At 35.5% G+C, this 20,433-nt stretch carries 23 protein-coding genes; 17 read left to right on the plus strand and 6 right to left on the minus strand.

Annotated features, from left to right (window positions below):
- Positions 1 to 101 precede the first annotated feature (101 nt).
- A complete protein-coding gene (locus AABL52_RS07530; protein ID WP_000564301.1) occupies positions 102 to 1,319 on the plus strand; it encodes an EAL domain-containing protein in 1,218 nt (405 codons plus the stop codon).
- A 182-nt stretch (positions 1,320 to 1,501) separates the two neighbouring features.
- On the plus strand, positions 1,502 to 1,990 hold the full coding sequence (locus AABL52_RS07535) for a DUF3993 domain-containing protein (RefSeq protein WP_001233809.1): 489 nt from the start codon (positions 1,502 to 1,504) through the stop codon (positions 1,988 to 1,990).
- A 110-nt stretch (positions 1,991 to 2,100) separates the two neighbouring features.
- On the opposite strand, the gene AABL52_RS07540 is transcribed toward AABL52_RS07535, so the two are convergent.
- Positions 2,101 to 2,337, minus strand: a complete 237-nt coding sequence (locus AABL52_RS07540) for a glutaredoxin family protein (RefSeq protein ID WP_000717880.1) — start codon at positions 2,335 to 2,337, stop codon at positions 2,101 to 2,103.
- A gap of 233 nt (positions 2,338 to 2,570) precedes the next feature.
- On the opposite strand from AABL52_RS07540, the gene AABL52_RS07545 reads away from it, so the two are divergent.
- From AABL52_RS07545 to AABL52_RS07590, 10 genes are all read left to right on the plus strand, one after another.
- A complete protein-coding gene (locus tag AABL52_RS07545) occupies positions 2,571 to 2,807 on the plus strand; it encodes a YkuJ family protein (RefSeq protein ID WP_000055151.1) in 237 nt (78 codons plus the stop codon).
- A 215-nt stretch (positions 2,808 to 3,022) separates the two neighbouring features.
- Positions 3,023 to 3,172: a hypothetical protein gene (locus tag AABL52_RS07550; RefSeq protein WP_341519129.1), complete on the plus strand. Its 150-nt coding sequence runs from the start codon at positions 3,023 to 3,025 to the stop codon at positions 3,170 to 3,172.
- A gap of 74 nt (positions 3,173 to 3,246) precedes the next feature.
- Positions 3,247 to 3,765, plus strand: coding sequence for a ribonuclease H-like YkuK family protein (locus tag AABL52_RS07555; protein WP_000896653.1), 519 nt, complete (start codon positions 3,247 to 3,249; stop codon positions 3,763 to 3,765).
- 106 nt (positions 3,766 to 3,871) lie between these two features.
- The gene (gene abbA / locus AABL52_RS07560; protein ID WP_000818083.1) at positions 3,872 to 4,063 is read left to right on the plus strand and encodes an antirepressor AbbA; all 192 of its coding nucleotides are present in this window, start codon (positions 3,872 to 3,874) and stop codon (positions 4,061 to 4,063) included.
- A gap of 169 nt (positions 4,064 to 4,232) precedes the next feature.
- The gene (cbpB, locus tag AABL52_RS07565) at positions 4,233 to 4,676 is read left to right on the plus strand and encodes a cyclic-di-AMP-binding protein CbpB (RefSeq protein WP_000623571.1); all 444 of its coding nucleotides are present in this window, start codon (positions 4,233 to 4,235) and stop codon (positions 4,674 to 4,676) included.
- Positions 4,677 to 4,817: 141 nt separating this feature from the next.
- Positions 4,818 to 5,702, plus strand: a complete 885-nt coding sequence (locus AABL52_RS07570; protein ID WP_002072868.1) for a LysR family transcriptional regulator — start codon at positions 4,818 to 4,820, stop codon at positions 5,700 to 5,702.
- A gap of 71 nt (positions 5,703 to 5,773) precedes the next feature.
- Positions 5,774 to 6,496 (plus strand): 2,3,4,5-tetrahydropyridine-2,6-dicarboxylate N-acetyltransferase, encoded by a 723-nt coding sequence (gene dapD, locus AABL52_RS07575; protein ID WP_000783251.1) that lies wholly within the window; start codon positions 5,774 to 5,776, stop codon positions 6,494 to 6,496.
- Positions 6,497 to 6,557: 61 nt separating this feature from the next.
- Entirely contained in the window at positions 6,558 to 7,688 is a 1,131-nt protein-coding gene (locus AABL52_RS07580) for an N-acetyldiaminopimelate deacetylase (protein WP_097844176.1), read from the plus strand.
- 254 nt (positions 7,689 to 7,942) lie between these two features.
- On the plus strand, positions 7,943 to 8,809 hold the full coding sequence (locus AABL52_RS07585; RefSeq protein ID WP_001167331.1) for a hypothetical protein: 867 nt from the start codon (positions 7,943 to 7,945) through the stop codon (positions 8,807 to 8,809).
- A gap of 83 nt (positions 8,810 to 8,892) precedes the next feature.
- Positions 8,893 to 9,558, plus strand: coding sequence for a potassium channel family protein (locus AABL52_RS07590; RefSeq protein ID WP_000504032.1), 666 nt, complete (start codon positions 8,893 to 8,895; stop codon positions 9,556 to 9,558).
- A gap of 38 nt (positions 9,559 to 9,596) precedes the next feature.
- Here AABL52_RS07590 and rnjA read toward each other — a convergent pair whose 3' ends face one another.
- Both rnjA and AABL52_RS07600 read right to left on the minus strand, forming a co-directional pair.
- Positions 9,597 to 11,264, minus strand: coding sequence for a ribonuclease J1 (gene rnjA, locus AABL52_RS07595; protein ID WP_000670372.1), 1,668 nt, complete (start codon positions 11,262 to 11,264; stop codon positions 9,597 to 9,599).
- Positions 11,265 to 11,268: 4 nt separating this feature from the next.
- A complete protein-coding gene (locus AABL52_RS07600) occupies positions 11,269 to 11,481 on the minus strand; it encodes a DNA-dependent RNA polymerase subunit epsilon (RefSeq protein WP_000576434.1) in 213 nt (70 codons plus the stop codon).
- A gap of 547 nt (positions 11,482 to 12,028) precedes the next feature.
- Between AABL52_RS07600 and AABL52_RS07605 the strand changes: the two genes are divergently transcribed.
- A complete protein-coding gene (locus AABL52_RS07605; protein WP_341519130.1) occupies positions 12,029 to 12,802 on the plus strand; it encodes a Cof-type HAD-IIB family hydrolase in 774 nt (257 codons plus the stop codon).
- A gap of 56 nt (positions 12,803 to 12,858) precedes the next feature.
- On the opposite strand, the gene def is transcribed toward AABL52_RS07605, so the two are convergent.
- Positions 12,859 to 13,413 carry a peptide deformylase gene (gene def, locus AABL52_RS07610; protein WP_341519131.1) on the minus strand — a complete coding sequence of 185 codons (555 nt, stop codon included), beginning with the start codon at positions 13,411 to 13,413 and terminating at the stop codon, positions 12,859 to 12,861.
- A 150-nt stretch (positions 13,414 to 13,563) separates the two neighbouring features.
- Entirely contained in the window at positions 13,564 to 13,710 is a 147-nt protein-coding gene (locus AABL52_RS07615; protein ID WP_000274562.1) for a YjcZ family sporulation protein, read from the minus strand.
- A gap of 513 nt (positions 13,711 to 14,223) precedes the next feature.
- Between AABL52_RS07615 and pdhA the strand changes: the two genes are divergently transcribed.
- The 4 genes from pdhA to lpdA all read left to right on the plus strand — a co-directional run bounded on the left by pdhA (position 14,224) and on the right by lpdA (position 19,121).
- Positions 14,224 to 15,339 carry a pyruvate dehydrogenase E1 component subunit alpha gene (gene pdhA, locus AABL52_RS07620; protein WP_000536893.1) on the plus strand — a complete coding sequence of 372 codons (1,116 nt, stop codon included), beginning with the start codon at positions 14,224 to 14,226 and terminating at the stop codon, positions 15,337 to 15,339.
- A 3-nt stretch (positions 15,340 to 15,342) separates the two neighbouring features.
- The gene (pdhB, locus tag AABL52_RS07625; protein ID WP_000068166.1) at positions 15,343 to 16,320 is read left to right on the plus strand and encodes a pyruvate dehydrogenase complex E1 component subunit beta; all 978 of its coding nucleotides are present in this window, start codon (positions 15,343 to 15,345) and stop codon (positions 16,318 to 16,320) included.
- A gap of 93 nt (positions 16,321 to 16,413) precedes the next feature.
- On the plus strand, positions 16,414 to 17,703 hold the full coding sequence (gene pdhC, locus AABL52_RS07630; protein WP_000863412.1) for a pyruvate dehydrogenase complex dihydrolipoyllysine-residue acetyltransferase: 1,290 nt from the start codon (positions 16,414 to 16,416) through the stop codon (positions 17,701 to 17,703).
- Between the two features lie 5 nt (positions 17,704 to 17,708).
- On the plus strand, positions 17,709 to 19,121 hold the full coding sequence (lpdA, locus tag AABL52_RS07635; RefSeq protein WP_000260106.1) for a dihydrolipoyl dehydrogenase: 1,413 nt from the start codon (positions 17,709 to 17,711) through the stop codon (positions 19,119 to 19,121).
- Positions 19,122 to 19,215: 94 nt separating this feature from the next.
- Here the strand turns inward: lpdA and AABL52_RS07640 are convergent, their stop codons facing one another.
- Positions 19,216 to 20,433 (minus strand): DHHW family protein, encoded by a 1,218-nt coding sequence (locus tag AABL52_RS07640; protein WP_097844178.1) that lies wholly within the window; start codon positions 20,431 to 20,433, stop codon positions 19,216 to 19,218.

The raw sequence follows: 20,433 nt of genomic DNA on the forward strand, positions 1-20,433 counted from the left end.
TTTTACCCCTCTAATCCCTTCAGGAAAACTGAAGGGATTTTTTATTATTTTTCCGTAAATATCATGTTATAATTTTTGAAAAGTAAAGGGAGGGAAGCACGTTGATAGATGCATTAGATGTAATGAGTAACTTGGATAAAGTCCTTCCTTATTATCAAGCTATTTTTAGTGCTGATGAGCATACTGTAATTGGATATGAAGTAGTAGGACGTATTCAAACAGAAGAGGGCATACAAAGTTTGGCTTCTTTCTTTCATGATGATTCTATTCCAAGTGAGTTTCAACTGGAAGCAGATAACATTATAGTAGAAAAAGCTTTAAATCGTTATTTAGAAAGTGATCAAAAACTATTATTATTTATACATCGGAATGCTAACGTATTAATGAACGATGATGATGAAAGTTTACTTCAACTTTTATTGATGTATGAAGAGCAAGGTTTAAATTTGAAACACATTGTTTTAGAAATTACAGAACATGAATGTAAAGAAGATATAGAGCAATTTAATCATTTGCTTATGTATTATCGTACATATGGTATTCAAATTTCGATTAATAAAGTCGGAACGGGTACAAGTAATTTAGAACGTATTAGCGTGTTAGCGCCAGATATTTTAAAAGTAGATTTAACAAACTTAAGGCAAACTGCACTTTTACAATCTTATCAAGATATTTTATATTCTTTATCATTACTTGCTAGAAGAATTGGTGCGACATTGTTGTATGAAGAAATAGATGCTTTTTATCAACTACAATATGCTTGGAAAAACGGTGGTAGATATTATCAAGGGAATTATTTGAAAGAATGCTTACCTGATTTTATTGAAACGAACGTTTTGAAAGAGCGACTTGGTAATGAGTGTCATCAATTTATTCAACATGAGAAGAAGAAATTACAAAAAATTTATAATTTAACAGAAATGTTACGTGATCGAATTGGTGATGTTCTAGCCAAACAGAAAAAGAATGAAGATATAAATGATTGGTTATTACAATTTAGCCAAAGTGTATCACAGTATAGTTTCCGCATATTTATTTGTAACGAAGATGGTTTCCAGCAATCAGGAAATGTTATGAAAAAAGATGGGGAATGGATTGTGATGCCTGAGTATTATATGAAGAACTGGAGTTGGCGTCCGTATTTTCTAGAAAATATTATGAAAATGCGTTTTGAGAATAAGGCAAGACTTTCAGATTTATATGCTGATATTGAAACCGGTGAGATGGTACGAACATTTTCTTTCCCAATTGATGATGAAAACTTTTTATTTATAGATTTATCGTATGAATATTTATATGAAGAAGATGTTTTATTTTAATGCACGAAGAAATTCGTGCATTTTTTGTTTGTTTTTATCATAAATTGGTAATAGTGAAAATGGTGATGAAAATGCTGTCTATCGTTGTAAAGATTTTACGAACGAAACCAGACCTTTCTTGGCATAATCATTGTTACAATGAATACTACAAAGACAAGTTCTCTTAAAAGGAAGGTGAAAAAATGAGGAAATATGGAATATGGTTAGTTCTATTTGTATGCGTTGCCTTTCTAGTTGGTTATAGTGTCACAACTGTTTTAGGAAAAGAGGAAGTGAAAATCGATCAGAAAGAAGTGTTTACAACGATACAAAAAGGCTATGAAACCCAATTCTCAATTCGTGGGAAGCGTTTGCCGATGAATAAGATGATAGAAACGTTATCACCATATTTTACAGAGAATTTCCTTCAAGTATTTACAGATGAAAATAGTAGAAGTGATAAACAAAGTGGTGAATATTTACTTCCGGCAAAAGAAGCGCCGTTTTCTTTTCATTCAGAAACGAAAATGTCATATGATGAAGAGCATAAAATTTTATATGTATATGAGCGGGCAAAAAGTGGACAATATCAAATTGTAACATTGCAAAGAGATCAAGGGAAATGGAAAATGGCTGGATATCATGAAAGTCAAGAACTTTTAACTGAAATAAAAAGATTACAACAATTATAAAGTAAAACTTCAATCGGTGGGGGATAATCACCTCTCACTGAGTAATAGCCTGCACCACTCGGGCTAATACTACCCACAAATATTGAATAAGAATAGGTCTTTACCTATTCTTATTCAATATTGAGTAGCTGTTGTAATTTTTCAATTTGAAAACCAGCAACAACTTCTCCATCAATTACAACTGTTGGAGTTGAATATGAATCATAGTCATATAAAAGACGATTGCGTGCAGCAGCGTCTTTTTTTACGTCAAACTCTTCATATACAACGTTATTATGCTTTAAAAATTCTTTCACAATGACACATGGCGGACAATCAGGTTGTGTGTAAACCTCAATTTTTTTCATCGTAATTCCTCCTTTTTTCTGTTTTTTATTATATTCTTCCAGTATAAAAATCGCAATAAAGAAGGGAAAAGATGTTTTTTCTGTTTTTTCCTTCGCATTTCGACAAATTTTTAGTTGAGTTTCTGGCCAATAACCTTTATCCTAGACTGTGGAACATTTTTTCTGTTATGACGGATAGAATGAGTATAGCTGTAAAACCTATTGGTAGGAAGATCAGAGAAAGGAGAGATTTCATGTCTCTACTCCAAGGAATTTTAACTCGACTTGTTAGTCTACAAGAACAAGCTGAAAGCGGTGAAGTAGCACAACGCTATTTTGAAGTGAACGGTGAGCGCAAATGTAGCGTGAAATTTTTCGATAAAAGTGAAATGTATGAGTTAGAAGTGTATCAACAAGGTGAAAAACCTCAAGTGTATCAATTCGATAATATCGATATGGTTGCAATTGAGATTTACGATATCATTTCTTGATACATATAAAAAAGGTGTTGCCATATGGCAACACCTTTTTTAGTTGTATTACTTTTTAGCATATATGTATAGGGATTTTTCATTTTTCCTACAATGGTAATAAAGTGAAATTGTAATCAGTAGGGCTTCTTCGTCCTATACTGATTATTAGCCATCACCAATTGGTTGTTTACGGATAGCAAAAGCGGGATAAAGATAATGAGGAGGTGTGTTGTATGGAACATTTACCAGTTGTGATTTGCCCTAAATGTCACAATTCTGCTGAGATTATTCATGTATTAACGGCTCAATCGAATCAAAATGTAATCTATACGTGCCAAGTTTGCCATTATGTAATTCGAAATATTGAAACGAATAAAGGATAGGAAGTTATAATTTTTATTTTTGTCCCATACAATGAGAATACGAAAAGTCTGTCTAATTGAAAGGACGTGACTATGTGGCCGGTGAACATACATTTTATAATGTTTCAGAGAGACATTTAAATTTTGATATGGTCTTTAGCCGTATTTGTAGCTTCATTGAAAAGGATCCACGAAATTTATATCGCTTATCCATTGGGACAGACTCACAAGCACATCAAAAGGATACGAGGTTTATTACGGCAATTCATATTCATCGCGTTGGAAAAGGTGCCTGGGGGTGTTTACACCATAAATCAGTGAAAGATAAGCCAGCAACTTTGCGTGAGAAAATATATTTAGAGACGCAGTTTAGCCAAGAAATTGCATGCCTATTTACTCCAAAACATATACAAACAATATGGGATTTATTGCATCCATATGCTCAAGATGGGGCTGGATTTATAATGGAAATTCACTTGGATATCGGAAATGATGGTTTAACAAAAGAATTTATTCTAGATATGACAGCGAAAATTCAAGCGATGGGATTAACTGCAAAAATTAAGCCAGATGCTTATGCGGCGTTTAGTTATGCAAATCGATATACGAAATAAAAAACAATTTATATATCTTTCAATAAAAACTGAATATTACATCTATTAAATAGACTGGAAATTTTATATAATAAGAGTAACGATGCGAGTATAAGGAGAGGGGTATATGAAAAGGGAAGTTGTTTTAACAGAAGAAGAAGAGAGTTTGTTACTAGATATTTTATTTCAGCAAAATTATGCGAGTGAAATTTTAGCTGTGGAACTTACAGATATTGAGAATGGTTTAAAACGGACAGATGTGACGCAATATAAAAAAATTACAAGGTTATTTTACAGATTAAAAAATAAGGGGTATTAAGCGCTACCGGAATGGTAGTCTTTTTTTTGTGTTGTATGCTAAAATAGCTGTGTAATTTTGTTTTTATTGAAATAAAGTAAGGACAAAATAATAATGTGAAAACGCTATCATAAAATGTGAATAGAGTCGGTGATTAAAAGTAGGAAAAAGGGAAGATGGGGGATGTAACATGATTAGTATTCCGAAAGACGAGTTTCAACAAATTTTTGTGAAAGATTTAATGATTTCATCAGAAAAAGTAGCACATGTCCAAATGGGGAATGGTTTAGAGCATGCTTTACTCGTTCTTGTGAAATCTGGATATTCGGCGATACCTGTTTTAGACCCGATGTATAAATTACATGGGTTAATTAGTACAGCTATGATTTTAGACGGTATATTAGGGCTAGAGCGCATTGAGTTTGAGCGACTTGACGAAATGAAAGTAGAACAGGTGATGAAGGAAGACATTCCGGTTCTTAAGTTAGAAGATTCATTTGCAAAAGCTTTAGAAATGACAATTGATCATCCTTTTATTTGCGCTGTCAATGAAGAGGGATATTTTGAGGGGATATTAACGCGTCGAGCTATTTTAAAATTGTTGAATAAAAAAGTAAGACAACATAATCGATAATGTGAGAAAAGTGACTTCATAGAAGCGGAGAAGTCACTTTTTTTCGTGCATATCAGTTGTGTATGTATTATATTTAAAAAGATAAAAAATATAAGAGTATATAGTTAAATTAAGGATGAAAAGCTTATTGAGATAAGGTGTATGGAAGCTAAGGAAAGAGGGAGAAAGTTGCAAATTGATGATTTTCAAATGATGGTTGTGTTAGCTCAGGAATCAAATATGAGAAAAGCGGCGGAACGTTTATTTGTTTCACAACCTGCGCTTAGTCAACGATTACAATCTATGGAGAAGCAATGGGGAATGAAGTTTTTTATTCGCTCACAAAAAGGATTGACAATTACACCTGAAGGGGAAAAAGTCGCAAATTATGCAAAAGAGATGTTACAAAAAGAAGAGGATATTAAAAGTGAGCTAGCTATTTTTAGAACAGAAACTCACGGAACGTTAAAAATAGCTGTTGCATCAGTTATTGGTCAATATTGGCTTCCTCCTGTTTTGAAGAAGTTTGTACATAAATACCCTTCTGTGAAAATATCGCTGTTTACTGGCTGGAGTAGTGAAGTACAAAAGCAATTTTATGAAGGAGACGTTCATGTTGCTATATTGAGAGGCACACAAGAATATAAAGGTCAGAAACAACAATTATTTGAAGATGAACTTTATTTAGTGGATAAAGAAATAAAAGATATTTCGATGTTAAAAGAAACAAATAGACCATTTATTCAATTTAAAAGTGATTCGACTTATTATGGACAAATACAAAATTGGTGGTATGGTTTATTTTCTAATCCGCCTAAGAGAACAATTGTGGTTGATCAAATTGAGACTTGCAAACAACTCGTTTTAAATGGTATAGGTTATGCTCTGTTACCTTCTACTGTTTTAAAAGAAGTACAGGAAAATATGTATAAAACACCTGTTCAATTAACGAGAGAGACATGGTTATTGACGAGTGAATCGGCCAGACAATTAAAGCAAGTACGGGCATTTTTAGAAATTATAGAAGAAATTCAAATGGAAAAATAGGATTATTATCTTGCTACTCGCTCTATCGTTTGGTAGAGTAACATTATAAATGGATTTAGGAGGCAACAAGAATGAAAATGATGGACGCTAACGAAATTATTTCGTTTATTCAAAAAAGTGAAAAGAAAACTCCTGTAAAGGTATACATAAAAGGGGATTTAAAAGAAGTAACATTCCCTGAAACGGTACAAGCATTTGTAAATAAAAAGTCTGGTGTATTATTTGGAGAATGGTCTGAAATTAAGACAATTCTTGGTGAAAATAGCAAGCACATTGTTGATTACGTTGTTGAAAATGACCGTCGTAATTCTGCAATTCCAATGCTTGATTTAAAAGGTATTAAAGCTCGTATTGAGCCAGGCGCGATTATTCGTGATCACGTTGAAATCGGCGACAACGCTGTTATTATGATGAATGCAACAATTAATATCGGTGCTGTAATTGGTGAAGGTTCTATGATCGACATGAACGCGGTACTTGGTGGACGTGCAACTGTTGGTAAGAACTGTCACGTAGGTGCAGGTGCAGTACTTGCAGGTGTTATTGAGCCGCCTTCAGCAAAACCAGTTATCGTTGAAGATGATGTTGTAATTGGTGCTAACGTAGTTGTGTTAGAGGGAGTTACAGTAGGTAAAGGTGCAGTTGTAGCAGCAGGAGCTGTTGTAACAGAAGATGTACCTCCATATACAGTTGTTGCGGGTACTCCAGCACGTGTAATTAAAGAGATTGATGAGAAGACAAAAGCAAAAACTGAAATTAAACAAGAGCTTCGTCAATTAAACCCAGAGAAATAAAAACAAAAAAAGCGTAAGGGCATAACAGGCTCTTACGCTTTTTATAGATAGAGGTGCAAAAATGGAAGTAAGCAAATTCGTTCAAATTCGTAGAGACTTACACAAAATACCGGAAATTGGATTTAAAGAGTGGAAAACACAACAGTATATTTTAGATTACATAGGAACGCTTTCGAATGAATATGTGGAAGTGAAAGTATGGAAAACAGGTGTCATTGTTAAAGTAAATGGGAAAAATCCAGAAAAAATTATCGGTTATCGCGCAGATATAGACGGTTTACCAATTACCGAAGAAACTGGATATGAGTTTGCTTCTACTCATGAAGGAATGATGCATGCATGTGGACACGATTTGCATACAACCATCGGTTTAGGCCTTCTAACAGCAGCTGTAACAGAAAGAATAGATGATGACCTTGTGTTTCTATTCCAACCAGCTGAAGAAGGTCCAGGAGGGGCTCTTCCTATGTTAGAGAGTGAAGAGTTAAAAGAATGGAAGCCGAATATAATTTTGGGTCTTCATATTGCACCTGAATACGCTGTAGGAACAATTGCAACCAAAGAGGGGCTATTATTTGCGAATACATCAGAGTTATATGTTGATTTAAAAGGGAAAGGTGGACATGCAGCCTACCCGCATACTGCAAATGATATGATTGTTGCAGCAAGTCACCTTGTTACACAACTTCAATCGGTTATTAGTCGTAATGTGAATCCCCTTGATAGTGCTGTAATTACAATCGGAAAAATAACAGGTGGTACGGTTCAAAATATCATAGCAGAAAAGTCTCGGTTAGAAGGAACAATCCGAACGTTATCAGTGGAATCAATGAGTCGTGTTAAAAGTAGGATTGAGGCAATTGTTGCAGGTATAGAAGCTTCCTTTCAATGTGAAGCGGTCATTGACTACGGAGCGATGTATCATCAAGTATATAACCATGAAGTATTAACGAGAGAGTTTATGCAGTTTGTAAGTGAACAAACTGATATGAATGTAATTACATGTACTGAGGCAATGACAGGGGAAGATTTTGGTTATATGCTTCAAGAGATTCCTGGATTTATGTTTTGGCTTGGGGTAAATTCAGAATATGGTTTACACCACGCAAAATTAAAACCAGATGAAGAGGCTATTGAGAAAGCTATCGCATTTTTAGATCAATATGTGAAGTGGAAAGGAACTAGAAAGTAAACTTGCTCGCCAAATTTGCAAAACTTTAAAGTGAGTACTTGTTAGTTCTAAGACGAAAACATCTTTCATATTTGTTTTGGATAGACATCGGCATACAAATGGATAAAGTAATGAGCAGTGGTTTTGAGCCGCTGCTCATTATTCATTATCACTTATTGAGAAGATGATTAGTTAACTAGCTTATATATGTTTACATTTCGTGTAGAAAGTGTGTAAAATCAATGTGAAACATAGAAAAAAGGGTGGGGAATTACGTGCAAATTAGCAGTGCAATGTTGTGTTTCGTCTTATATGCGTATGTTATTATTGCGGCGGTGTATTTTGGGATAAGTTTTTATGCCTACCGTTTAGTAGATAATCATGAATATGACGAAACATATAAATGGGTGAAGAGATATTTATCACCTGTATTAGAAATTATGAATGGGTTTGTGCTCTTTTTATTTATTGGATTGATTGCTTTCTCAACGAGTTTAGTAGGGAATAAAACGACATTATTTGTACTAGGTATCATTATTTTTATGTTGTTAGGGATACGGATTGGTAACACGGTGTTTTGGAATGAAAGAAAGGTAGATGGTTGGACTGGGATGCTAATCCCGTGTATGTTAGCGGCTATCGTGACAAACATAGAGCATGAGTATTATCAATTACATTTTTGGCTTATTATCGTTTTAACAATTCTTTCAGTTTTGTATATAAGTACGGTAGTACTAACATACATTGCGCATGAAAAAGGTGACGTTAAAGGAACTCTCTTCTTTAGAGGACGAGCATTATTTTGGAGTGTGCCAACGATGGCGGTTATAGGAATTATTGCGATATTAGTAAATGGATATCAATTTAATAATTGGCAACTATTTTTAGAAAATTGGTGGATTTTCATCATTTCGTTTATCGCTTTTTTAGGTGCAACACACTATTTATTCCATCAACATCATTATATATTGGCATTGCTATTCGCATTTACACAACTATTATTTGCTTTCTTTGGACAAGAAACGTTATTATTCGTTTTTGAAACATTTAGTTCATTTGGAAATATATTTGTATTTGGTATGTTAATTTTCAGTATCGCATTTTATTTACAACAGTATTTTTATATGCAAAAACAAAAATAAGAATGATATACAGGTTTTTGTAGCAAATCTAAAGTATGTTACAATAAAAATACATAGTATTCGATGTTATTGGAGGAATTCCTGTGGGTGAAAAAGAGAAAGAATTTGCTGTCATTGGGCTTGGACGTTTTGGTGGAAGTATTTGCCGGGAACTCGCTCAATTAGGTATGGAAGTAATGGCAATTGATTCAGATGAGGATAAAATTAATGAGTTTGCAAATATAGCTTCGCATGCTGTAATTGCAGATTCGACAGATGAGATGGTATTAAAAAGTCTTGGTATTCGTAATTTTGACCATGTAGTCGTTGCTATTGGAGACAATTTAAATTCAAGTATTTTAACAACATTAATTCTGAAAGAGTTAGGTGTAAAAAATATTACTGTAAAAGCTCAAAATGATTACCATGAAAAAGTGTTAAGTAAAATAGGGGCAGATCACATTGTACACCCAGAGCGTGATATGGGAAAAAGGATTGCTAATAATATTGCATCAAGTAATGTATTAGACTATCTTGAGCTTTCAGATGAGCATAGTATTGTAGAGATTATTGCAAATAAAAAAATTGATGGTCATTCTTTAATCGAATTAGATATTCGTGCGAAGTTTGGATTGAATATTGTAGCGATTAAACGTGGTAAAGAAGTTATTGTATCTCCTCGAGCTACGGAAAATATTCAAGCGGGAGATATATTAATTGTAATTGGTCATGACGATGAAGTAGATCGTTTTAAACACTTTTTAAGATAAGAGAAAAGGACAATACCATGAAGGTATTGTCCTTTTTCTTATATTTCCATAATGATTGGTAAAATCATTGGGCGACGTTTCGTTTTTTCATATAGAAATGGTGCTAATGTGTCTGTAATTTCATTTTTAATTTCAGACCATTGTGTTGTTTTACGCTCCATTACTTTTTCTAAATGAGTTGTAATTAATGTTTGAGCATCATTAATTAAATCACTACTTTCGCGCATATACACGAAACCACGTGAGATAATATCAGGTCCTGCTGCAACTTTAAACTCTTTCATATCAATGCTTACAACTACAATAACAAGTCCTTCTTCAGAAAGAATACGACGATCGCGTAATACGATATTACCGATATCTCCAATACCATTTCCGTCAATATAGACAGATCCGGATGGTATTTTACCAGCTACGCTTGCTTCATCTGAACGAAGAGCGAGAACATCTCCATTATCCATGATGAAACAGTTTTCTTCTGGAATACCACAATCATTTGCTAACTTCATATGCATACGTTGCATGCGATATTCACCATGAATTGGCATGAAATATTTCGGTTTAATTAGACGAAGCATTAGTTTTTGTTCTTCTTGTCCACCGTGTCCACTCGTATGAATGTTTGACAGTTTTCCGTGGATTACATCAGCACCAGCACGATATAACATGTTAATTGTACGGCTTACACTAATTGTATTACCAGGGATTGGTGAAGAAGAGAAGACAACTGTGTCGCCAGGAATGATTTGAATTTGACGATGAGTACCATTAGCAATACGTGAAAGTGCTGCCATTGGTTCACCTTGACTACCTGTACATAAAATAACAACTTTATTAGCCGGTAGGCGGTTTAGTTGAGATGTATCTATGAATGTATCTTTCGGACAGCGAATATAACCGAGGTTTTGTCCGATTTCAATTGCTGCTTCCATACTGCGACCGAACACAGCAACTTTACGATTGTTTTCAACAGCCGCTTCAACAACTTGTTGTAGACGATGGATATTTGATGCAAAGGTAGCGAAGATAATACGACCTTCTACTTTGCGGAAAATATCTTGAATACTATCACCAACACGGCGCTCAGACATTGTAAAGTTTGGAACTTCACTGTTTGTACTGTCAGATAAGAGACAAAGTACACCGTCTTTTCCGATTTCAGCCATTTTTGTTAAGTCAGCTGGTTCACCGACTGGTGTGAAATCAAATTTGAAATCCCCAGTATGAACAACTTGTCCTTGAGGTGTTTTCACAACAACTCCGTATGAATCTGGGATACTGTGAGTCGTACGGAAGAAGGAAACAGATGTCTTTTTAAATTTAATAACATCATCTTCTTGAATTTCATAAAGTTTTGCTTTACGAAGTAATCCGTGCTCTTCTAATTTGTTTTTGATTAGCGCAATTGCTAATTTCCCGCCATAAATCGGGATGTTTACTTGACGTAATAAGTAAGGAATTCCACCGATATGATCTTCGTGACCATGTGTAATGAATAATCCTTTAATTTTATCTTCGTTTCGCACAAAATAAGTGTAATCTGGTATTACATAATCGATTCCGAGGAGTTCGTCTTCTGGAAATTTAATTCCAGCATCAATAATAATAATTTCATCTTGAAATTGAACAGCATATGTATTTTTACCGATTTCACCAAGTCCACCTAAAGCAAAAACGGCAGCCTGATCATTCTTTAGAAATTTCATATGACTATACGATTTCCGCTAATGTTAAATCAGCGTTTTCTTTTTCATATTCAAGATGAGCACCAGTAACAGACTGAACGAACTCGATATTATATGCGAACTTATTTAATTTCTTACGAACATCCTTTTCAGACGTAGCCTCTAAATATAAAACTTTTGTATTTTCACGTACTGGAACCTCAGTCATTTTGTCTTGATAAAATACTTTAAAAATCATTTGGAAAACCTCTCCTTGTCTATGTTTTGCATTATCTGTTACTTATTATAAAGCAAACAGTCACGATTTTCATGTTTTTTCGAATGAGAATGAAGAAAAAGCCCGAAATGGGCACAATTTAAGCGATTGTCTTTTTACGGACTAAATCTTTTAAATAACGCTTGAGCTTTTTCTTCAGCTTCTTCAGCATGATTACTCCTTCCTTTCCTTATTTAAAACATGCATAGTACTAGTGAAAACTCCGTCTCTGATATAAGAAAGAAGACAAAAGTGAATGTTGAATCTTGTCCTTTCTCATACAGGGAAAGTTATTCTATAGTAACGATTAGTAGCCGTTAGTTATAGGTATAGTATGAGAAAGAATAGAAAAGAAAATTCATACGAACAAGTATCCACATTTTTTACTAATATATATATGCAGGTTTCATAAATAAGGTCAGAAAGTGAACGCTTTCTTCACAGATGTTTAATATGTTATACTTTTTTTTAGAATTTGAAAAGCGATAATCAAAATAGGAATATAGAGTAACGGAAAGGATTTTGACAAATGAATGATAAAATTGTCTTTTTTGATATTGACGGAACATTATTAGATCACGATAAGAAGATTCCACAATCTACACGAGATGCAGTAAGACATTTACAAGAAAAAGGTGTGCATGTAGCAATTGCGACAGGACGTGCGCCATTTATGTTTGAAGATATTCGTGAGGAACTCAATATACATAATTATGTTAGTTTTAATGGACAGTACGTTGTATTTGAAGATGAGGTAATATTTAATAACCCGTTACATCCAGCTGCCTTACATAAGTTTACTCAGTTTGCAAAACAAGAAGGATATCCACTTGTATATCTGAATCATCAAGAAATGAGAGCATCAGTAGAATATCATGATTATGTGAAAGAAGGTTTTGGGAGTTTAAACTTTGAACATCCGGCATATGAACCTGATTTTTATGAGAAGCGTAATATTTATCAAACTCTGCTTTTCTGTGAAGTGAATGAAGAAGAAAAGTTTATTAATCAGTATCCAGACTTTCATTTCATTCGTTGGCATGCATATTCAATGGATATTATTCCAAATGGTGGTTCAAAGGCGAAAGGGATTGAGAAATTCATTGAAAAATTAGGATTTAACCGTGAACAAGTGTATGCATTTGGAGATGGCTTAAATGATTTAGAAATGATTGAGGCGGTTGGGACAGGTATTGTGATGGGGAATGGTCATGAAGACTTGAAAAAACTTGCAAATCATGTGACAAAGGATGTTAGTGAAGATGGCATATATCATGGCTTAAAATGGGCTGGATTGCTATAAGTGAATATGGAAACCATTTCATATAAAAAGGCGGAAGATTAACTCCCGCCTTTTTATTATCGCTCTAGAGGTTTTGAATCGTCAGGAGCAGCAAATGGATTCTCTTTATTAATGTGGTCATAGAACATAACACCATTTAAATGGTCAATTTCATGCTGAAATACAATTGCTGGTAAACCTTTTAAACGCAATTTTACTTCTTCACCGTTAATAGATGTTGCTTTCACTGTAATTCTTGTGTAACGAGGGACATAACCAGGTACTTCGCGGTCTACTGATAGACAGCCTTCACCACTTTGTAAATATGTGCGCTCAACAGAATGACTAATGATTTTTGGGTTGAATAATGCATGACTATATAACGTACCGTCCGTATCTGTTACGTGAACCGCAATCATTTTCTTTGAAATACCGATTTGCGGAGCAGCTAATCCGATTCCAGGGCGTAAACTATATTTTTCAGCCATTTCAGGATCTTGGCTATTGATTACAAATTCAATCATTTCCTTAAGGGCAGTTGTATCTTCTTCGTTCGCGGGCATTGATACCTCTTCTGCAACGTTTCGCAAAATAGGATCTCCTTCGCGAATGACATCTTTCATTGTAAGCATATGTAATCTCTCCTTTCCCCTTTAGTCTACCAAAGGAGCTGAAAAAAGTCATCGACAAGTAGGGGAAGCGTTTTGCTATAGAATATGTATGTAATTAAAAGAAAAGACGGCAAAGCCGTCTGTTTCTTTCCATAGTTGTTTCATTTTACATTAGCGAATGCAAGCAGCACCAACGATAATTAAAAGAATAAACAACACAACGATTAAGGCGAAGCCGCGTCCAGACCCGCCACAAGAACCGCCATAACCGTAGGAAGGATATGAACAAGTTGGATAGCAATATGAGTATCCGTACATGAGATGACCTCCTTTATCATTTCCCGCTAATACTGCGGTTACTATAATGTATGGAGGGAAGAGTAGAAATGTATGGGTAATTACCTATAAAAGGAAGAAGAGTTTGTATATTTTTGCTAAGAAGAGAGAAAAACTAAAGAAAATTAAATCGTTTACATATTATTCTAAGAGAAAAAATAAGTTGAAAAGGGAATAATATAACAGTAGGTTAATGCTTACTAATACAGATGTGAAAAATAAAAACACGTTTGTGTAGAAGAAACCTGCAGATTATTTATAAAAAAACGTAACCAAAGTAATTGACATCGTAATTAGAATAGTTGTAAACTAAAAAACGTGATCAAGATTGTATTAATATGTTTCTGAAAAAACATTAGTACAGATTGTTAGGTACACAAAATTATTCTCAACCGACAGATAAATTTGTTGGTTTACATTGTTGCGTTTTCAGTCTAGCTAATAGATAGTGAAAGCGTTTCAGAATATGGTTCAAGAGAGGAAGAGGTGAACGGAATGGGTACTAAAACAAAAAAGACCCTATTTAATGTTGATGAGCAAATGAAAGCTATCGCAGCTCAATTTGAGACATTACAAATTTTAAATGAAAAAGGCGAAGTTGTGAATGAAGCAGCTATGCCTGAATTATCTGATGATCAATTAAAAGAATTAATGCGCCGTATGGTGTATACTCGCGTACTAGATCAACGTTCTATTTCTTTAAACCGTCAAGGGCGTTTAGGTTTCTACGCACCAACAGCTGGACAAGAGGCTTCTCAATTAGCAAGTCATTTCGCACTTGAAGCAGAAGATTTCATCTTACCAGGATATCGTGATGTGCCACAATTAGTATGGCACGGTTTACCATTATACCAAGCATTCTTATTCTCTCGTGGACATTTCATGGGTAACCAAATGCCTGAGAACGTAAATGCACTTGCTCCACAAATCATCATCGGTGCGCAAATCATCCAAACTGCTGGTGTTGCGTTAGGTATGAAACTACGTGGTAAAAAATCTGTTGCAATTACTTACACTGGTGACGGTGGTGCTTCACAAGGTGACTTCTACGAAGGTATGAACTTTGCAGGTGCTTTCAAAGCTCCAGCAATCTTCGTTGTTCAAAACAACCGTTATGCAATCTCTACTCCAGTAGAAAAGCAATCTGCAGCTAAAACTGTAGCACAAAAAGCAGTAGCAGCAGGTATTTACGGAATTCAAGTAGACGGTATGGATCCATTAGCTGTATACGCAGCAACTGCTTTCGCTCGTGAGCGTGCAGTAAACGGCGAAGGCCCTACTTTAATCGAGACTTTAACATTCCGTTACGGTCCACATACAATGGCTGGTGATGACCCAACTCGTTACCGTACAAAAGATATCGAGAACGAATGGGAACAAAAAGATCCAATCGTACGCTTCCGTGCATTCTTAGAAAACAAAGGCCTATGGTCTCAAGAAGTTGAAGAGAAAGTAATCGAAGAAGCAAAAGAAGATATCAAACAAGCAATTGCTAAGGCTGACCAAGCTCCAAAACAAAAAGTTACTGATTTAATGGAAATCATGTACGAAAAAATGCCTTACAACTTAGCTGAACAATATGAAATTTACAAAGAAAAGGAGTCGAAGTAAGCCATGGCTCAAATGACAATGATTCAAGCAATCACTGATGCTTTACGCGTTGAAATGAAAAATGACCCTAACGTACTTGTGTTTGGTGAAGACGTTGGTGTAAACGGCGGTGTATTCCGTGCTACTGAAGGTTTACAAGCTGAATTCGGTGAAGATCGTGTAATGGATACTCCACTTGCAGAGTCTGGTATTGGTGGACTTGCAGTTGGACTTGCATTAGAAGGTTTCCGTCCAGTTCCAGAAATCCAATTCTTCGGTTTCGTTTATGAAGTAATGGATTCAATTTCTGGTCAATTAGCTCGTATGCGTTACCGTTCTGGTGGACGTTGGACTGCTCCAGTAACAGTTCGTTCTCCATTCGGTGGCGGTGTTCATACTCCTGAACTACATGCTGATAGCTTAGAAGGATTAGTGGCTCAACAACCTGGTCTAAAAGTTGTTATTCCATCTACTCCATACGATGCAAAAGGTCTTTTAATCTCTGCGATTCGTGACAACGATCCAGTTATCTACTTAGAGCATATGAAATTGTACCGTTCATTCCGTCAAGATGTACCAGAAGGCGAATACACAATTGATTTAGGCAAAGCTGATATCAAACGTGAAGGTACAGATGTATCTGTTATCGCTTACGGTGCTATGGTTCACGCTGCATTAAAAGCTGCTGAAGAACTTGAAAAAGAAGGTATCTCTTTAGAGGTAGTTGACTTACGTACAGTTCAACCATTAGATATCGAAACAATCATCGCTTCTGTTGAAAAAACAGGCCGCGTAGTTGTAGTTCAAGAAGCACAAAAACAAGCTGGTATTGCAGCTAACGTTGTAGCGGAAATTAACGACCGTGCAATCTTAAACTTAGAAGCTCCAGTTGTACGTGTTGCAGCTGCTGATACAGTATTCCCATTCTCTCAAGCTGAGAGCGTATGGTTACCAAACCATAAAGATATTGTTGAAGCTGTTAACAAAGTAATGAACTTCTAATTTTTAGCTTTTCATGTGCAAAAGAAATCAGCACATGCTGGTTTCTTTTGTACATATTCCATAATAATGAAATGAATCAGGGGGCTGAATTCCGTGGCATTTGAATTTAAACTACCAGATATCGGTGAAGGTATCCACGAAGGTGAAATCGTAAAATGGTTTATTAAACCAGGCGATGAAGTAAACGAAGACGATGTACTTCTTGAAGTACAAAATGATAAAGCAGTAGTAGAAATCCCTTCTCCTGTTAAAGGTAAAGTACTTGAAGTACTTGTAGAAGAAGGAACAGTTGCAATTGTAGGAGATACATTAATTAAATTTGATGCTCCTGGATACGAAAACCTTAAATTTAAAGGTGACGATCATGATGCAGCTCCAAAAGCTGAAGAAGCAGCAGTAGAAGCTCCAGCAGCGGAAGCTACTCCAGCAGCAACTGCAGAAGTAGTAAATGAGCGCGTAATCGCTATGCCATCTGTTCGTAAATATGCTCGTGAAAACGGCGTAGACATTCATAAAGTAGCTGGTTCTGGTAAGAACGGTCGTATCGTAAAAGCTGACATCGATGCATTTGCAAATGGTGGACAAGCAGTAGCAGCAACTGAGGCTCCAGCAGCAGTAGAAGCTACTCCAGCAGCAGCGAAAGAAGAAGCACCAAAAGCACAACCAATCCCAGCTGGTGAATATCCAGAAACTCGTGAGAAAATGAGTGGTATCCGTAAAGCGATTGCTAAAGCAATGGTTAACTCTAAGCATACAGCTCCTCACGTAACATTAATGGATGAAGTAGATGTAACAGAACTTGTTGCTCACCGTAAGAAGTTCAAAGCTGTTGCAGCTGACAAAGGTATTAAATTAACTTACCTTCCATACGTTGTTAAAGCTTTAACATCTGCATTACGTGAATACCCAATGTTAAACACTTCTTTAGATGATGCTTCTCAAGAAGTAGTTCATAAACATTACTTCAACATCGGTATCGCAGCTGATACAGACAAAGGTCTATTAGTACCAGTTGTTAAAGATACAGATCGCAAGTCTATCTTCACTATTTCTAACGAGATCAATGATCTTGCTGGTAAAGCACGTGATGGTCGTTTAGCTCCGGCTGAAATGAAAGGTGCTTCTTGCACAATCACAAACATTGGTTCTGCAGGTGGACAATGGTTCACTCCAGTTATCAACCACCCAGAAGTAGCAATCCTTGGTATCGGCCGTATCGCTGAGAAGCCAGTTGTGAAAAACGGTGAAATCGTTGCAGCTCCAGTATTAGCATTATCTCTAAGCTTTGACCATCGTTTAATTGACGGCGCAACTGCTCAAAAAGCATTAAACCAAATTAAACGTCTATTGAATGACCCACAATTATTAGTAATGGAGGCGTAATAACAATGGTAGTAGGAGATTTCCCAATTGAATTAGATACAGTCGTTGTTGGTGCAGGTCCTGGTGGATACGTTGCGGCAATTCGTGCAGCACAATTAGGTCAAAAGGTAGCAATTATCGAAAAAGCTAACCTTGGTGGCGTATGCTTAAACGTTGGATGTATTCCTTCAAAAGCGTTAATCAATGCAGGTCATCGTTATGAGAATGCAATGCATTCTGATGACATGGGTATCACTGCAGAGAACGTAAAAGTTGACTTTACAAAAGTTCAAGAATGGAAAAACGGCGTAGTTAAGAAATTAACTGGCGGTGTTGAAGGCCTTCTTAAAGGTAACAAAGTTGAAATCATTCGCGGTGAAGCGTACTTCGTAGATGCTAACACATTACGCGTAATGACTGAAGATGCAGCTCAAACGTATACGTTTAAAAATGCTGTTCTTGCAACTGGTTCTACACCAATCGAAATTCCAGGATTCAAATACTCTAAACGTGTTATCAACTCTACAGGCGCTTTAAGCTTACCTGAAATTCCTAAAAAACTTGTTGTAATCGGCGGCGGTTACATCGGTATGGAATTAGGAACTGCATATGCTAACTTCGGTACAGAAGTTACTGTAGTAGAAGCTGGTGACGAAATCTTAGCTGGTTTCGAAAAAGCTATGAGCTCTGTTGTTAAACGTGCTCTTCAAAAGAAAGGTAACGTAAATATCCATACAAAGGCTATGGCTAAAGGCGTTGAAGAAACAGAAACTGGCGTAAAAGTTAGCTTTGAAGTTAAAGGTGAAATCCAAACTGTAGAAGCAGATTACGTATTAGTAACTGTAGGTCGTCGTCCAAACACTCAAGAAATCGGTCTTGAGCAAGTTGGAGTTAAAATGACTGACCGCGGCATCATCGAAATCGATGAGCAATGTCGTACAAACGTATCAAACATCTATGCAATCGGTGATATCGTTCCTGGACCACCATTAGCTCACAAAGCTTCTTACGAAGGTAAAGTAGCTGTTGAAGCAATTAGTGGCCATGCATCAGCAATCGATTACATCGGAATTCCTGCAGTATGCTTCACTGATCCAGAATTAGCATCTGTTGGTTACACTAAGAAACAAGCAGAAGAAGCAGGAATGACAGTAGCTGTATCTAAGTTCCCATTCGCTGCAAACGGTCGTGCGTTATCATTAAACAGCACTGACGGTTTCCTACAACTTGTAACACGTAAAGAAGACGGTCTTCTTGTAGGTGCTCAAGTTGCAGGTGCAGGCGCTTCTGATATTATCTCTGAGATTGGTTTAGCTATCGAAGCAGGAATGACAGCAGAAGATATCGCTCAAACAATCCACGCTCACCCAACATTAGGTGAGATCACAATGGAAGCAGCTGAAGTTGCTCTTGGAATGCCAATTCACATTGTAAAATAATTATAAAAAAACGTCTTCTAAATTTAGAAGACGTTTTTTTATGTTATATGCATAGAAAAACAAGAGGTGAATCTCTTCGATTCACCTCTTGTTTTTATTCTTTATTTTCAAATTGATACATTTCTTTATTTGTACTAGTGTCATTATAAAGGAATAACACGATATCAGCATTTAGTTTTTCGAGGTCTTGTTTTACATTTTTACTTGCCGCAAATCGTGGATCAATAAATGTTGTTTGTTCAAACTCTTGTGCAAATAAAGGATAAGTCGCATCTGCATAAGAATCTTTAATGATGACAGCATGTAGCTTGTTTTTTGCATCTGGATTTAAGATATTTATCTGTGCATAGTCTGTTTGGTAAACAGAACTATAGTCTGGTGAAAGCTTCTTTTTGTCCACTGCAAAGAATTCCTTCATTGGCATTTGCATCGATTCTTCTGATTTTGGACCGAGATACACAGTGTAATTATCCCACATATTTGGGTTTTGCTTTAATTGTACATATGGGATTGTTTCAGGTGTTTTTATTAAATTATACAGTTGTTTATTCCAACTACCGATAAATTGTCCATTCGGTTTTTCTGTAGTTATTTTATAATCATCTCGATTAACAGCATTACCTTTAACTATTTTAGATTCATTAGTAATGTGATTCATTGTTTGTTCGTATGCATAAAATGCACCTTTCATATTCCAATGGTGATCTGTTTTAAAGTATAGATCTTCTAATTGTTCATGAGTAAATTCTTTTTGAAAAGTAGGAAGAACATCAATAACAGGGAAATTTATTTTCTGTAACTCTTGTACAAAATAATCGCGATGCTTTTGATCGTACCCACGATCTACATATGGCGGGTATTTATACGAAAATGCCGTTAGTTTACTTGGAGCTAACAAGAAATAAAATTCTGTTTTTGGAAATTGAGTTTGTAAGTTTTCTAATTCATTAACAGATTGTTTAATTTGATTACGCATATCTATTTTGGTAGGTGCAGATAAAATGAAACCATCATCTGCAACATAATTGTTATTTACGAAAGTTCGATTGAATTTCATTTGTAACTTTGTGTATGTTTCAATAAATCTGTCTCGTGCTGCAATGTGATCTGTAAAATGTAATTCAGTATCTTTGAAATATTTTCCGGATTTTATAGTATCAATAGTTAGGACTGGATTCAAAGCTAATTCTCTATTTTCAAAATCAGAAAAACTTTTTTTGTCCCAATATATTATTTTTCCGGTCCATATACACATTCCAAAAATAATAGCGAGAAATCCTGTAATTAATATACGATTAGTGAAATTTTTCAT

Source organism: Bacillus paramobilis (genome assembly GCF_038096195.1).
In the GTDB taxonomy this organism is placed as follows: domain Bacteria; phylum Bacillota; class Bacilli; order Bacillales; family Bacillaceae_G; genus Bacillus_A; species Bacillus_A mobilis.